The sequence below is a fragment of the Azohydromonas aeria genome (assembly GCF_009760915.1).
Lineage (GTDB): Bacteria > Pseudomonadota > Gammaproteobacteria > Burkholderiales > Burkholderiaceae_C > Azohydromonas > Azohydromonas aeria.
In genome coordinates, this window is record NZ_VIDQ01000024.1 from 56,678 (window position 1) to 70,302 (window position 13,625).

Annotated in this window: 12 protein-coding genes; 3 read left to right on the forward strand and 9 right to left on the reverse strand. The window is 70.1% G+C overall.

The features are described from left to right. Positions 1 to 12: 12 nt before the first annotated feature. Genes FJ694_RS15860 through FJ694_RS15875 form a run of 4 tightly spaced genes read right to left on the reverse strand, consistent with a single transcriptional unit; the run spans position 13 to position 5,982 of the window. Entirely contained in the window at positions 13 to 2,067 is a 2,055-nt protein-coding gene (locus FJ694_RS15860; RefSeq protein ID WP_157268214.1) for a 3-hydroxyacyl-CoA dehydrogenase NAD-binding domain-containing protein, read from the reverse strand. A gap of 22 nt (positions 2,068 to 2,089) precedes the next feature. Beyond that, entirely contained in the window at positions 2,090 to 4,183 is a 2,094-nt protein-coding gene (locus FJ694_RS15865; RefSeq protein ID WP_157268215.1) for an acetate--CoA ligase family protein, read from the reverse strand. A gap of 8 nt (positions 4,184 to 4,191) precedes the next feature. Then, positions 4,192 to 4,977 carry an enoyl-CoA hydratase/isomerase family protein gene (locus FJ694_RS15870; RefSeq protein ID WP_157268216.1) on the reverse strand — a complete coding sequence of 262 codons (786 nt, stop codon included), beginning with the start codon at positions 4,975 to 4,977 and terminating at the stop codon, positions 4,192 to 4,194. 27 nt (positions 4,978 to 5,004) lie between these two features. Beyond that, complete coding sequence (locus FJ694_RS15875; protein ID WP_157268217.1) at positions 5,005 to 5,982, reverse strand: tripartite tricarboxylate transporter substrate binding protein; 978 nt, start codon at positions 5,980 to 5,982, stop codon at positions 5,005 to 5,007. Between the two features lie 166 nt (positions 5,983 to 6,148). On the opposite strand from FJ694_RS15875, the gene FJ694_RS15880 reads away from it, so the two are divergent. The 3 genes from FJ694_RS15880 (at position 6,149) to FJ694_RS37135 (ending at position 8,685) form a co-directional block, all read left to right on the forward strand. After that, positions 6,149 to 6,937 (forward strand): IclR family transcriptional regulator, encoded by a 789-nt coding sequence (locus FJ694_RS15880; protein ID WP_157268218.1) that lies wholly within the window; start codon positions 6,149 to 6,151, stop codon positions 6,935 to 6,937. A gap of 217 nt (positions 6,938 to 7,154) precedes the next feature. Further along, positions 7,155 to 8,111 (forward strand): tripartite tricarboxylate transporter substrate-binding protein, encoded by a 957-nt coding sequence (locus FJ694_RS15885; RefSeq protein ID WP_157268219.1) that lies wholly within the window; start codon positions 7,155 to 7,157, stop codon positions 8,109 to 8,111. Positions 8,112 to 8,166: 55 nt separating this feature from the next. Beyond that, positions 8,167 to 8,685: a DUF4286 family protein gene (locus FJ694_RS37135; protein ID WP_232540059.1), complete on the forward strand. Its 519-nt coding sequence runs from the start codon at positions 8,167 to 8,169 to the stop codon at positions 8,683 to 8,685. 138 nt (positions 8,686 to 8,823) lie between these two features. Here the strand turns inward: FJ694_RS37135 and FJ694_RS15895 are convergent, their stop codons facing one another. The 5 genes from FJ694_RS15895 to FJ694_RS15915 all read right to left on the reverse strand — a co-directional run bounded on the left by FJ694_RS15895 (position 8,824) and on the right by FJ694_RS15915 (position 13,618). After that, positions 8,824 to 10,149 (reverse strand): MmgE/PrpD family protein, encoded by a 1,326-nt coding sequence (locus FJ694_RS15895; protein ID WP_157268220.1) that lies wholly within the window; start codon positions 10,147 to 10,149, stop codon positions 8,824 to 8,826. Between the two features lies 1 nt (position 10,150). Beyond that, positions 10,151 to 11,032, reverse strand: coding sequence for an alpha/beta fold hydrolase (locus FJ694_RS15900; protein ID WP_157268221.1), 882 nt, complete (start codon positions 11,030 to 11,032; stop codon positions 10,151 to 10,153). Between the two features lie 3 nt (positions 11,033 to 11,035). Beyond that, on the reverse strand, positions 11,036 to 12,019 hold the full coding sequence (locus tag FJ694_RS15905) for a tripartite tricarboxylate transporter substrate binding protein (RefSeq protein WP_232540060.1): 984 nt from the start codon (positions 12,017 to 12,019) through the stop codon (positions 11,036 to 11,038). An 89-nt stretch (positions 12,020 to 12,108) separates the two neighbouring features. Further along, complete coding sequence (locus tag FJ694_RS15910) at positions 12,109 to 13,089, reverse strand: tripartite tricarboxylate transporter substrate binding protein (RefSeq protein ID WP_157268222.1); 981 nt, start codon at positions 13,087 to 13,089, stop codon at positions 12,109 to 12,111. A gap of 1 nt (position 13,090) precedes the next feature. Continuing rightward, the gene (locus FJ694_RS15915; RefSeq protein ID WP_198320857.1) at positions 13,091 to 13,618 is read right to left on the reverse strand and encodes a carboxymuconolactone decarboxylase family protein; all 528 of its coding nucleotides are present in this window, start codon (positions 13,616 to 13,618) and stop codon (positions 13,091 to 13,093) included. Positions 13,619 to 13,625: the final 7 nt, after the last annotated feature.

The window sequence follows — 13,625 nt, forward strand, 5'->3', positions numbered from 1 at the left end:
GAAAGCAGGGGGTCACTCGGCCTGCTGCAGCACGTGGCGCAGGTCGCCGCGCACGAAGCCCGCGCCACTGAGCTCAGCCAGCCAGTCCATGTCCTGGGCGAGCGCCTCGGCGCCGCGCTCGCGCGCCCAGAACACCGGACCGCCCTCCCAGCGCGGGAAGCCGAAGCCGTTGACCAGCACCACGTCCACGTCGCTGGCGCGGCGGGCCACGCCCTCGGCGAGCAGCCGCGCGGCCTCGTTGACCATGGCCAGCAGCGCGCGGCGCTGGATCTCGCCATCGCCCAGCGTGCGCCGCACCAGGCCCTTGTCGGCGCGGGCCTGCTCGATGAGCCCATGCACGGCAGGATCGCTCTTGCGGCCCCGGCTGCCGCTTTCATAGAGGTAGTAGCCTGCCCCGGTCTTGCGCCCAAGGCGCCCGGCCTCGCACAGCCGGTCCGGGATATGCACGTAGCGCGCGGCCGGATCGCGCGTGGCGGCCTGCGCCTGGCGCATGCGCCAGGCGATGTCCAGGCCCGAGAGGTCCGCCACCGCGAACGGTCCCATGGCAAAGCCGAAGGCCTCCAGCGCGGCGTCCACCTCTTCGGGCCAGGCACCTTCCTCGATCATGAATTCGCACTGCCGACGGTAGGCCGCGTAGATGCGGTTGCCGATGAAGCCGAAGGCATTGCCCGTGACGACGGGCAGCTTGCGCAGCCGCTTGGCCAACACCAGCCCGGTGGCCAGCACGTCGGGCGCCGTGGCCGCACCGCGTACCACCTCCAGCAGCCGCATCACGTGGGCCGGGCTGAAGAAGTGAAGCCCGATCACGTCCCGCGGGCGCCGCGTGGCCTGCGCGATCGCGTCCAGGTCCAGGTACGAGGTGTTGGAGGCCAGCACCGCGCCGGGCCGGGCCAGGCCGTCGATGCGGGCGAACACCTGCCGCTTGACTTCCAGGTCCTCGAACACCGCCTCGATCACCAGGTCGCTCAAGGCCAGCACCGACCAGTCGGTGGTGGGCTGCAGCCGCAGCTCGCACTGCGCGGCCACCGAGGCCTTGAGCTTGCCCGCCTGCACGCGGCCCGCGTAATGCTCGCGGATGCGTTCAACGCCACGCCGCAACGCGGCCTCGTCCTGCTCCAGCAGCGCGACGTCGAAACCGGCATCGAGCGCGGCGATGGCGATACCGGTGCCCATGGTGCCCGCGCCGATGACGGCGACGTGCTGCACCGGGCGGGGCGCCACGCCTTCGACTTCGGGCAGCCGCGCGCTGTCGCGCTCGGCGAAGAACTGGTGGCGCAGCGCGCGCGCCTCGCGCGAGACGCGCAGGTCCTGGAAAGCGGAGCGCTCGCGCAGCAGACCCTCATCGATCGGGAACTGCGCCGCGGAGACCACGGCCTCGATGGCCGCACGTACCGCCGGGCGCCCCTTGCCGGCCTTGAGTGCGGCCGCCGAGGCCTGCTCCACGGCCTGGGCGTCTGCCGCCGGCACGCCGCGGTCGCGCACGCGGGCCTTGCTGCCCACGAGGCGGCGCGCATGCGCCACGGCCGCCGCGCGCAGCTCGCCTTCAGCCTCGCTGTCGATGAGCCCCAGCGCCAGGGCCTGGCCGCTGGTCACTCGCGCACCGCTGCACACCAGCTCGATGGCCTTGGGCACGCCCACCAGGCGCGGCAGCCGCTGCGTGCCGCCCGCACCGGGGATGATGCCCAGCGTGACCTCGGGCAGGCCCACCACCGTGCCGGCAGCGGCCACGCGGGCATCGCAGCCCAGCGCCAGCTCGAAGCCACCGCCCAGCGCCGCACCGTGCAGCGCCGCGACCACGGGCTTGTCGCAAGCCTCGATGGCGGCAATGACGGCGGGCAGCTGCGGCTCCTGCAGCGGCTGCCCGAACTCGCGCAGGTCCGAGCCGGCGATGAAGGTGTTGCCCGCCCCGATGAGCACGGCGGCCCGGAGGCCGTCGTCGCCGGCCACCGTCTCCAGGGCCTGCAGCAAGCCGCGGCGCACTTCGGCCGAGCCGGCGTTGACGGGCGGGTTGTCGATCACGACGACGGCCACGTCGCCGTCGCGTTCCAGGTGCACACGGGCGGTCATGTCGCTGCTCCGGTCTTGTCGTTCAGCGCGCCAGCACGGCCACGCCGTCGGCGGCGCGCACGCCCTGGCCCTGCGGCAGCACGAACACCGGGTTGATCTCGGCCTCGGCCAGGCGGTCGCCGAGCTGCGCCGCCATGGCGGAGAACGCGACGATCGTGTCCACCAGCGCCTCCACGTCGGCCTTGGGCCGGCCCCGGAAGCCGTCGAGCAGCGGCCAGGTCTTGAGCTCGTGCGCCATCGACAGCGCTTCCTCGCGGCTGAGCGGCCCACCCAGCGGCAACAGCCGCATCGTGGTGTCCTTGAACAGCTCGGCGGTGACGCCGCCCATGCCCAGCAGCACGGCCGTACCCAGCGCGTCGCGGTGCAGGCCCAGGATCAGCTCCGTGCCGCCGGCCACCATCTCCTGCACCAGGAAGCGCTGCGGCCGCACGCCGGCCCGGGCTTCCACTTGCGCGGCCATCTCGGCCAGCCGCGCGCCGACATGCTCGGCCGTCAGCCCCACGGCCACGCCGCCCACGTCGCTCTTGTGCGTGATCTCGCCCGACAGGATTTTCAGCACCACCCGGCCGCCCAGCTCGCGCGCCGCCTGCTCGGCCTCGGCGGCCGTCTGCACGACGACCTCGCGTGCGCAGGGCACGCCGAAGCGCGCGAAGAGCTGCTTGGCCTGCGCCTCGTCCAGCGAGCCGGTGGGGAAGTCGCCGGCCGGCACGGCGGCCGCCTGCGGCGCCTGTTCCTTCTCCACGGGCGCCTTCCACCGGCTGGCCTGCAGCATCCCGCCCAGGGCGGCCGTGCAGCTCTCGGCCGCGGCAAAGGCCGGCACGCCGCGCCGGGTCAGCAGCGCGCCCACTTCGGGCGCATGCGGGCTGACGTAGGCCAGCACCGGCTTGTCGGACAGGGGCAGGCAGTCCTGGATCGCGCCGGCCATGAGCTCGGGCATCGCCAGGCTGGAAGAACCCACGATCACGACCAGCGCGTCGTAGCTGGGGCTCGCCAGCACCGCCTTGATGGCGCCGCGCAGCAGGTCGGGCCGCAGCCCGGCCAGCGTCACGTCGATGGGGTTGCGGTCCAGCGCGGCGTGGTCGCCGGTCTGCAGCGCGCGCAGCGCGGCGGCCGTCTCGGCGTCCGGCGCCGGCGTCTCGAAGCCCGACACGCCCAGGCTGTCCGACACCAGCGTGCCGGCGCCGCCCGTGGAAGTCAGGATCGCCACGCGGTTGTTGCGCAGCACGCGGCCCGTGGCCAGTGCGGCCGGGATGTCGAGCAGGTCGCTGAAGGTCTGGGCCCGAATCACGCCGGTCTGCCGGAACAGCGCGTCGTACATGCGGTCGGCCCCGGCCAGCGCGCCGGTGTGCGACACGGCCGCCTGCGCGCCGGCCTCGGAGCGGCCGATCTTGAACGCGACGATGGGCTTGCCGGCCCGCGCGGCCCGCAGCGCCGCGGCGCGGAACTTCTCCGGGTTGCGCACCGTCTCGACGTAGAGCGCGATCACCCTGGTGGCCTCGTCGTCCACCAGGTGGTCGATGAAGTCAGCCAGCTCCAGGTCCACCTCGTTGCTGGTGGAAACCAGCTTGGACAGCCCGATGCCCCGCGCCGCGGCGCGCGACAGCAGCGCGCCCAGGATGCCGCCGCTCTGCGACACCACGCCGATCGAGCCCACTGGGAAATGCTCCATCTCCAGCGCGCCGGTGGCCGACAGCACGATGTTGTCGGTGAGGTTCACCAGCCCGATGGTGTTGGGGCCCAGCAACCGCATGGAGCCCGCGGCCTCGATGAGCTGGCGCTGGCGCCGCGCGCCTTCCTCGCCGGTCTCGGTGTAGCCGCTGGCCAGCACGATGGCCGCAGCGCAGCCGCGTGCGGCGAGGTCATGCACCGCCAGGTGCGCCCGCTCGGCACCCAGCAGCACGATGGCCACGTCGGGCACCGCCGGCAGCGAGGCCACGTCGGGGTAGCAGCGCAGCTCGCCGATGCGCTCGGCCTTGGGGTTCACGGGATAGATGTCGCCCTGGAAGCCGTGCTTGACCAGGTACGACACCGGGCGGCCGGCGGTCTTGGTGGCATCGGCCGAGGCGCCGATGACGGCGACGCTGCGGGGCTTCAGGAGTCGGGAGATGGCGTCCATGTCGATACTCACTTGGCGGACTTGGCGAGGAACGCCATGACGGATTCACGGTGCTCGGTGCTCGTGTAGCAGATGCCCTGGGCCTGGCTGCCCTGGGCGAAGACCTGCTGCGCGCTGAGCTCGAAGCTCTGGTTGAGGATGGTCTTGCCCAGGGCCAGCGCGGTGGCCGAACCCCGGCTCAGCTCGGCGGCCCAGGCCTGGGCATCGGCCACGAGCGTCTCGGCGCTGACCTTGCGGTCCACGATGCCCAGCGACAGGGCCTCGTCGGCATCGACTTTGCGGCCGGTGAAGATCAGCTCCTTGGCCTTGGGCAGCCCCACGCGGCGCGGCAGGAAGTACATGCCGCCGCCATCCGGCACGATGCCGCGGTGGATGTAGGACCAGGTGAAGCTGGCCCACTCGCTGGCGATGATGAAGTCGCAGGCCAGCGCCGTGTCGGCACCCAGGCCCGAAGCCGCGCCGTTGACTGCGGCAACCACCGGCTTGGGCATGGTGTGCAGCAGCGCCTGGGTGTGGTGCACGCGCTGCTGTCGGTGCCAGCCGTTGAAGGCGATCTCGCCGGCCGGAGCGTTCATGCGGCGCTCCATGCCAGCGATGTCGCCGCCGGCACAGAAGCCCTTGCCGGCGCCGGTGAGGACCAGGGCGCGGATCGTCTTGTCGGCGGCCACGTGCTCCAGCGCCTCGATGAACTGGGTGCGCATGGCGTCGCTCATGGCGTTGCGCTTGTCGGGGCGATTGAGGGTCAGCGTGGCGATGCCGGCGTGGACCTGCAGGTCGATGAATTCGTTGCTCATGATGAAAGTGACAAGGAGTTGAAGAGATCAGTCGGCCTTGAGGTTGTTGTCCTTGACGACCTTGCGCCAGCGAGCCTCCTCGGTACGCACGTAGGCCTCGAGTTCGGCCGGTGCGCCGGCGCTGATCACCAGGCCCTCCTGCTCCACCTTCTTGGCGAATTCCTCGGTGCGCGCGGCCTTCCTGGCGGCAGCGTTGAGCTTCGTGATCACGTCGGCCGGCGTGCCGGCGGGCGCGTACAGGCCGTACCAGCTCTCCACCACATAGCCGGGCACGGTCTCGGCAACGGGAGGCACGTTCTTGAGGGCGGGCGAACGCTCGGGCGTCGTGACCGCCAGCGCGCGCAGCTTGCCGGACTCCAGCAGGTTGGCCACGGCGGCCGCAGTGCCGAACATCATGTCCACCTGCCCGGCAAGCAGGTCGTTGAGCGCCGGGCCCGCGCCGCGGTAGGGCACGTGCAGCGTCTGGACCTTGGCCAGGTGGTTGAACATCTCGCCGGCGAGGTGGGCCGAGGTACCGTTGCCCTGGCTGGCGAAGGTGAGCTTGCCCTGCGACGCCTTGGCCGCCGCGACGATGTCCTTGACGCTCTTGTACGGGCTCTCGGCCCGCACCACCAGCACATTGGGGCCGCGGCCGACCAGCATCACCGGCGCAAAGGCCTTGTCCCAGGCATACGGCAGCTTGGGCATCAGGCTGGGATTGACCGCATGGGCGAACGACGCCATCACCAGCGTGTAGCCGTCGGCCGGGCTCTTGGCCACGGCATCGGTGCCGATGACCGTGCCCGCGCCGGGCCGGTTGTCCACGACGATCGTCTGGCCGAGTTCCTTGCCCATGCCCTGGCCGAGCGTGCGGGCGATCATGTCCGTGCCACCGCCCGGTGCGAAGGGCACGACGAGGCGGATCGGCTTTTCGGGGAACGCAGCGAGCGCGGTGCCCGTGGCCAGCGCCACGGTGGCGACGAACGTGCCCAACTTCGCCAGGTGAGAGCGCAAGGCAATCTGCATGGGTTGTCTCCTGATGGTTGTGCCGATGACGGCGTTGTCCGATGCGGCTGAAGGCGGCTTGCATGGCCGCCATCGATGCCCGGAAGGGTAGGTGGCACACTCGAGAATTGCACCGCCCGATTTCCGACAGATGGAAATTGAACACTGGCCCAGGGAGGAGGACGCCATGGAAAAGCCCAAGGCAACCGCTGAGGAAAAGCCCTTCAGCGGCGAGCGGAACCGCTCGCTGGAGCGGGGTGTGGAGATCCTTCGAGCCTTCCGCCCGGGTGCGGACCTGCTGGGCAACGGCGAACTGGCCGAGCGCACGGGGCTGTCGCGCGCGACGGTGAGCCGCCTCACGCAGACCCTCGTGGACTGCGGGATGCTGGAGCGCGACAGGAGCCGCCGGGCCTACCGCCTGGCCGCCCCGGTGCTGAGCCTGGCCCACGCCATGCGCACCGGCTCGCCCGTGCTGGCGGTGGCTGGCCCGCTCATGCGCAGCGAAGCCGAGAAGCTCAAGATCAACGTCGGCCTGGCGGTGGCGGACCGCGACGAGATGGTCTACCTGGAATCCGTGCGCTACAGCCGCCGCGTGGCCTGGCGCAACGTGGTGGCCGGGCAGCGCGTACCGATGGAGCTCACCTCGCTGGGCCGCGCCTGGCTGGCTGCCGCCGACGAGCCGGAGCGCAAGCGGCTGCTCGCGCGCTTCAAGGCCCGGCGCGGCGGCGAATGGGGACGCCTGTCGCGCGAGATCACGCAGGCCGTGGCCAGCGTGAGGGATGCGGGCTACTGCTGGGCTTCCTGGCAGCCACAGGTCGTGGCCCTCGCCACCCCTGTCGTGCTGGACCGGCATCCCGTGCACGTGCTCAACATGAGCGTCACCGGCGACGAGACGCCGCAGGCCGTGGTGGAGCAACTGCGCGAGCCGCTGCTGGCCCTGGCGAAGCGGCTGCGGGAGGGGATTTCGGCTGCCTGACCCGGAGCCGGAACGCGTCGTGCGCAGCCCTTGGTCCATGGGAGCGGACGGGCAGCATGCGCAAACCCATAGCCTGCACGCATAACTGCTATCGATCCATTGCCCTGTTGTCATGGTGATGGGCTGTCCAGAATCAGCGCCATGACGAACCGGATGCCCCGCGGTGCCGTGCAGCGGTGCGGCAAGAGGCATCGAACAAGACCCAGGAGACAGCCCCATGATCCGACGCACCCTGCTCGCAGCCGCTCTCTGTGCCGCGCTGCCACTGGCAGCCCATGCTCAGGCCAAGAGCACCCGCATCGTCGTGTCCTTCCCGCCGGGGGGGCCGGTGGACTTCGTGGCCCGTGTCCTGGCCGAGCAGTTGGGCAAGGAGCTCGGCCACATGGTGATCGTCGACAACAAGGCCGGGGCCAATGGAGCCATCGGCGCCGGCGAGGTGATGCGGTCCAAGGCCGATGGCAGCACGCTGTGGATCACCAGCGTGGGCGCCGCGGCCATCAATGCTTCGCTCTATGAGAAGCTGCCTTACGACACGCTGCGCGACTTCACGCCCGTCTCGGTCGTGGTGAACAACGTCGAGCTGCTGGTGGTGAACCCGGCCGACCCGGCCAGGGATGCCGCCGAGTTCGTGGCCAATGCCAGGAAGTCCAGGAACCCGGTCACGATGGCTTCGTCGGGCATCGGCAGCATCCCGCACCTGGCCATGGAGCAGCTCAAGGACTCCACCAAGGTGGACTTGCTGCACGTGCCGTACAAGGGTGCGGCACCGGCCATCACCGACGTGATGGGGGGCCAGGTATCGGGCTTCTTCGGCGACGTCCCGGGGCTGATCACGTTCGTGCGCAGCGGCAAGCTCAAGCCGATCGGCATCGCCTCGACCAGGCGCCATCCGGCGCTGCCCGAGGTGAAGACACTGGCTGAGCAAGGCATCGCCAACGTCGATACCAACAACTGGTATGCACTGTTCGCGCCGGCCAAGACGCCTGCGACTACGGTCACGGCACTCAACGACGCCGTGCGCCGCGCCCTGTCGGAGCCCGGCGTGAAAGCCAAGCTGATGGACGTTGGCGCCGAGCCCGCGCCGTCCACCCCCGCAGAGCTTGCGGCGCTGGTCAAGCGCGACATGGACAAGTGGGGCAAGCTCATCCAGGACAAGAAGATCAAGGCGGAATGATGGCGACCCGCGTCATGTGCCGCCGTTGCCCTGCCCGCACGTCGCCGACAGTTTCATGAAATCGATCATGTGGTTCGCCCGCTTCTCCTGGGACGCATGGCAGCAGTGGCCCGGTGCCTGCGAGCTTGCAGGCGCGCGCGTCTATCGCTCGGAGGACGGTGCCGAGGGTTGCGCCTACTGGATGCAGGACGACCGCCCTGCCGGCCTGGCCGCCGGCGTGTCGCTGGTGCAGTTGAAACCTTTGCTCGTGGTGCCCGGCGCTTCGACAGGTGCCGACGCGCCGTGGCACTACATCGTCGCGACGGATGTGCTTCCAGAGCATGAGGCCGACTTCAACGCCTGGTACGAGCAGGAGCACCTGCCGGGACTTGCTGCCGTGCCCGGCACGGTGGCGGCGGCGCGCTACGCCAGCGTCGATGGCACGGGCCCGCGCTACCACGCCTGCTACGACCTGGCCGACCGGGCGGCCTTCAACAGCCCGGCCTGGCTTGCGGTGCGCGGCACGCCCTGGAGCGCGCGGGTGAGGCCGTCGTTCCGGAACACGCTGCGAACGATGTACCGGCGCGTGGCTTGATTCCAAGTTTTTTGCTGGTGGAACGATCCGCTCGTTCTTGAGGTATCGAAGGTCGAATCGGTCAGGCTGGAATGCCCGCACACGATGCGGGCCGTTCACCCTTCGATACCTCAGGGCGAACGGGATGGCTGATGCCGTTCAGGCCAGAGTGGCCCTCTCGTTCAGGTTCCAGCAGCGTTGAAGCACGGCCCGGGCCTCGGCTTCACCGATCACGGGCGACGCCAGCTCCATCAGCTTGCCTTCGAGGTCTTCATCAGTAAGGGGAAGCTCGGGGTCGCCCTTGCGGTCCGGCTGCAGGTGCGTGAAACGCCGGCCATCGCGCAGCACGACCTCGACCCGCGCCGCGCGGCGGCCGGGGAAGCCGGCGTCCACCTCCGGGTCCAGCGCGGCCGTGATGCGGGTCATGAGCGCACGGGTCGCAGGATCGTTCAGGCGCGCTGGCTCGAAGGCCGACAGCCGCACGCTGCCGTGCACCAACGCGGTCGCCACCATGTAGTGCAGGCTGAAACGGGCCTCGTCGGCGGTCCGGGGCTCGACGTGGCCGGCGATGTCCAGCGTCGGCTGGTAGACGCCCAGCTGCAGCCGCTCGATGTCGGCGGCCGCGAAGCCATGCTGGCGCTGCAGCTCCAGCGCACCGTCGATGGCCGGGAAGGTGTGGCCGCAACCGATGTGGTTCTTGAACGTCAGCCGGGTGATGTGGAAGTCCTGGCCCAGCGTGGCGCCCACCTGCGACCAGTCGGGCCCGGTGCTCATGGCCTGGCCCAGCCCGTGCTCGCCGTCGAGCACGTCGAGCGAGCAGCGCATGCCGCGCCCCGCCAGTTGCGCGGCCATCACGCCGGCCTCCGCCGCCCGGCCGGCATGCAGCGGCTTGGCCATGGTCTCCAGCCGGAACGCCTGCTGCAGGCCCGCAGTGAACGTACCGGCCAGCGCCAGCGCGTGCGCAAAGCTTGCCTCGTCCAGCGCCAGCAGGCTGCCGGCAGCCGCAGCGGCGCCGAAGGCGCCCATAGTGCCGGTGTTGTGCCAGAACTTGTAGTGCGGCCGACCCATCACGACGCCGATGCGGGTGGACACCTCGTAGCCCAGCACCACGGCGCGCAGGAACTGCGCTCCCGTGGCGCCCACGTCCTGACCGGCGGCCAGCGCCGCGGCGATGGTGGCGGCACCCGGGTGGTACATCGCATCCCGGAAGCTGTCGTCCACCTCGGCAGCGTGGGCGGCCGTGCCGTTGATGAGCGCCGCCGCTCGGGCCGTGGCTGCACGTCCCTGGGCCAGCCGCGCGCGGCCCCGGTCCAGGTCCTCGGCCAGCGTCTGCTCCAGCAGCCGCACGGCATCGGTGTCCAACCCCGGGAACAGCGAGGCGTACCAGTCGATTACGGCGCGCTTGGCATGGTGCAAGACCTGCTCGGACAGAGGCTGCTGCCGGAACTCGGCGGCATACCGGGCAAAAATTTCGGTGGTGTACATCTCAGCTCTCCTGCTGCAGGTGGTCGCTGGTCTCTTCCAGCCATTGGAGCAGCAACGTGTTGACAGCATCGGCCGCTTCGAACTGCACCCAGTGGCCGGCATTGGGCACGACCTGGATGCTGCAATCGTCGCGGCCACCTGCGAGCAACGGTGCCAAGCGGACCGGGTCCGCCGTGACATCGTGTTCGCCCCAGGCCAGCAGCACCGGCCCGTGGAATCGGGCCAGGCAGTCACGCAGGCCGCCTGTGCGCGATATCGGCTTGCTGTGAAACCGGGCCTTCACGCAGGCGTTGGTGTGAATGCGCAGAGCCAGACCCTCGGCGCTGGCGGGATGGTGGAGCATGTGCACCCACAGGTTGTGGCGCATCAGATCAGCCAGCGCCGCCATGTCACGCTGCTCATATGCTCGGCGCCAGGAGCGCTGCTCGCCGCGTGGCCGGCGCACGGTTCCGTGGCCGGCCGGGCCGAGGAGGGCCAGCCTGGACACGCCGCTGCGCCACAGCGCCAGATGAGCGGCCACCAGGCCACCGAACGAAAATCCCACCAGGTCGATGGGCGTGTGCGGACCCAGCAGCGCGCCGAGCGTCTGGTGGGTCGCATCCAGCAACGATCGCAGCGTGGGCTCGGGTGGCGGGGCTGAATCGCCATAGCCAGGCAGGTCCGGCACCCAGACCGCACGGTGTGCCGCCCAGGCCTGCACATTGCGCGCCCAATGAAGCCATGACCCATGGCTGCCGTGCAGCAGCACCAAGGGCCTTCCTTCACCGAAGCAGCGCCAGACGACTCGACCTCCCACAAAGGGGACTTCATGCCGCCGTGCCTTGCGCTCAAGCTCGGCCACGACGGCTACCGAGCGCTCATCGTCGAAGGGCGTCGCCAGCATGCGTCAGTCCAGCTTGATGCCCTGTTCCTTGACCACCCTGCGCCACTTTTCCTCCTCGGCGCGGGCAATGCGTCCGGTTTCCAGCGATGCGTCCAGGGTCAGCTGCATGCCCTCGGACGTGGCGCGCTTGCGAAACTCTTGCGTCTCCGAAGCCCGCCTGAAGGCTCCGTGCAGCTGGTCGACCACGGCGGCAGGCGTGCCGGCCGGCGCGAACACGCCGTACCAGACGTCAGCCTGATAGCCCGGAACGCCCGATTCCGCGAACGTGGGCACGTCGGGCAGCAGGGGTGAGCGCGCCGCGCTGGTCACTGCCAGCGCGCGCAACTTGCCGTTGGCGATGAACGGCGCCACGCTGGGCAAGGTGGCGAAAGCCAGGTCGATCTGTCCGCCCATCAGGTCGTTCACGACCGGGCTGGCACCCTTGTAGGGAACGTGCGTGACCTGGATCCTGGCCGTGAGCTTGAGCAGTTCGGCCGCCAGGTGCGTGGACGTGCCGTTGCCAGCAGAACCGTAGGTCAGTTTGCCCGGCTTCGTCCGGGCCTGAACGAGCAAGTCCGCGCCGGACTTCAGCGAGCTGTCGGCACGCACGACCGCCACGTTGGGCGCACGCCCGATCAGCACGATGGGGGCGAAAGCCTTGTCCTGGGCATAGGGCAGCTTCGGGAACAGGCTGGGCACGATGGAGAACGCGCTGGTGTTGAGCAGCAGCGTGTGGCCATCGGGCGGACTCTTGGCCACGGTGTCGTTGCCGATGACAGTCCCTGCCCCGGCCTTGTTGTCAACGACGATGGGCTGTCCCAGTTCCTTGGCAAGTCCTTCGCCCAGGGCGCGCGCCACGTTGTCGGTGCCGCCACCCGCGGGAAACGGCACCACCAGCCGGATCGGCTTGGTGGGGAAGCCCTGGGCGATTGCCGGGGGGACGACACACGCTAGAGCGGACAGCGCAAGCCCCGCCAGCCAAGTGCAAGACGCCATGGTGTTTTTCATCGGTTGTCTCCAGTTCGTTCGGTGTTCGCCGTGCGGGCCGCCGCTTGGCCGCGTGGCCATGCCTTGCGGCGCATTGCAGGGCCTGCCGTTCATTCCATCGTGATGGACTGGTCCTTGACGACCTTGCGCCACCGCGCTTCCTCGGCGCGCACGAAGCGCGCCGTCTCTTCCGGGCTGTCCAGGCTCAGGACCAGGCCCTCGTTTTGAGCGCGCTGGCGGAACTCCGCCGTCTGCGATGCACGCTTGAACGCGCTGTGGATCTGGGCAATGACGGCTGCCGGCGTGCCCGCCGGCGCGAACACGCCGTACCAGTTGTCGGACTGTGAGCCTGGGGCTCCGGACTCGGCGAAGGTCGGCACGTCCGGCAGCAGCGGGGACCGGGTCCCGCTGGTCACCCCCAGCGCGCGCAGCTTGCCGCTGGCCAGCAGCGGCGCGATGCTGGGCAAGGTGGCAAAGCCGACATCGACCTGTCCGCCGAGCACGTCCGTCACCACGGGGCCAGCACCCCGATAGGGAATGTGCGTGACGAAGACCTTGGCCGTGCTCTTGAGCAGCTCGGCCGCCAGGTGTGTCGAGGTGCCGTTGCCGGAAGATCCGTAGCTGAGCTTGCCCGGATGGGCGCGTGCCTGCGCGAGCATGTCCGCAGCCGACTTCAGCGGGCTGCCAGCACGCACGATCGCCACGTTGGGGGCACGGCCCAGCAGCACCACCGGGGCAAAGGCGGATACACCTGCGTACGGCAGCTTCGGCTGCAAGGCCGGCACGATGGCGAACGAACTGGTCGTGAGCAGAAGCGTGTGGCCGTCGGGCGGGCTCTTGGCGACCGCATCGTTGCCGATGACGGAGCCGGCCCCTGGCCTGTTGTCGACGATCACCGGTTGCCCCAGTTCCCGGGCAAGGCTCTCCGCCAACGGGCGGGCAATCACGTCCGTGCTGCCGCCCGGTGCGAACGGCAGCACCAGCCGGATGGGCTTCGTGGGGAAGGCCTGCGCCCACGCCTGCGGCGCGAGCGCAAGCAGCAGGGATAAGGCACAGGCCCGGCGACGCAGGCCGCGGCGGTGGCAGCTCATGTCAGTGCGCGACATTGAGCGCGACCAGGAAGCGCGACACCATGTTGTAGGCAGCCACCGTGGCCACCAGCTCCACGAGGCCCCTGGCGTCGAAGTGCTCGCGCAAGGAAGCCATCACCTCGTCCGGCACGACGATGTCGCGTGTCATGCGGTCGGTGAGATCAAGCACCAGCCGCTCCAGCGGCGTGAACGCATCCGGCAGGGCCGGCTGGCGCGTCGCCGCGATCTTGTCGGCCGCCACGCCGGCGCGCGACGCATGCGGCACATGCGCGTCGAACTCGAAGCCGGCGCCGTTAAGCACGGCAACGCGCAGGATGACCAGCTCGCGCAGGTCGGCCGGGATGCCGGTCTGGTTGCGCACCGCGGTGAGCATGCGCTCCCAGCCGGAGGCGATCGGCGCGCTGTTGAGCAGCACCTGGTACAGCAGCGACACGCGGCCGCGCTCGGCCATGATGCGGCTCTCGACTTCGGCCAGCTCGGCACGCGTGCCGGGCTGCACCAGCGGAACGCGGATGTGATCGTGGCTCATGCAGGTC

What these genes read in the sequence shown, in the direction of transcription:
- FJ694_RS15915 (WP_198320857.1), bottom strand. Translation starts at nt 13,618, where the DNA reads ATGAGCCACGATCACATCCGCGTTCCGCTGGTGCAGCCCGGCACGCGT.
- FJ694_RS15865 (WP_157268215.1), bottom strand. Translation starts at nt 4,183, where the DNA reads ATGGACGCCATCTCCCGACTCCTGAAGCCCCGCAGCGTCGCCGTCATC.
- FJ694_RS15860 (WP_157268214.1), bottom strand. Translation starts at nt 2,067, where the DNA reads ATGACCGCCCGTGTGCACCTGGAACGCGACGGCGACGTGGCCGTCGTC.
- FJ694_RS15880 (WP_157268218.1), top strand. Translation starts at nt 6,149, where the DNA reads ATGGAAAAGCCCAAGGCAACCGCTGAGGAAAAGCCCTTCAGCGGCGAG.
- FJ694_RS15900 (WP_157268221.1), bottom strand. Translation starts at nt 11,032, where the DNA reads ATGCTGGCGACGCCCTTCGACGATGAGCGCTCGGTAGCCGTCGTGGCC.
- FJ694_RS15870 (WP_157268216.1), bottom strand. Translation starts at nt 4,977, where the DNA reads ATGAGCAACGAATTCATCGACCTGCAGGTCCACGCCGGCATCGCCACG.
- FJ694_RS37135 (WP_232540059.1), top strand. Translation starts at nt 8,167, where the DNA reads ATGAAATCGATCATGTGGTTCGCCCGCTTCTCCTGGGACGCATGGCAG.
- FJ694_RS15895 (WP_157268220.1), bottom strand. Translation starts at nt 10,149, where the DNA reads ATGTACACCACCGAAATTTTTGCCCGGTATGCCGCCGAGTTCCGGCAG.
- FJ694_RS15875 (WP_157268217.1), bottom strand. Translation starts at nt 5,982, where the DNA reads ATGCAGATTGCCTTGCGCTCTCACCTGGCGAAGTTGGGCACGTTCGTC.
- FJ694_RS15905 (WP_232540060.1), bottom strand. Translation starts at nt 12,019, where the DNA reads ATGAAAAACACCATGGCGTCTTGCACTTGGCTGGCGGGGCTTGCGCTG.
- FJ694_RS15910 (WP_157268222.1), bottom strand. Translation starts at nt 13,089, where the DNA reads ATGAGCTGCCACCGCCGCGGCCTGCGTCGCCGGGCCTGTGCCTTATCC.
- FJ694_RS15885 (WP_157268219.1), top strand. Translation starts at nt 7,155, where the DNA reads ATGATCCGACGCACCCTGCTCGCAGCCGCTCTCTGTGCCGCGCTGCCA.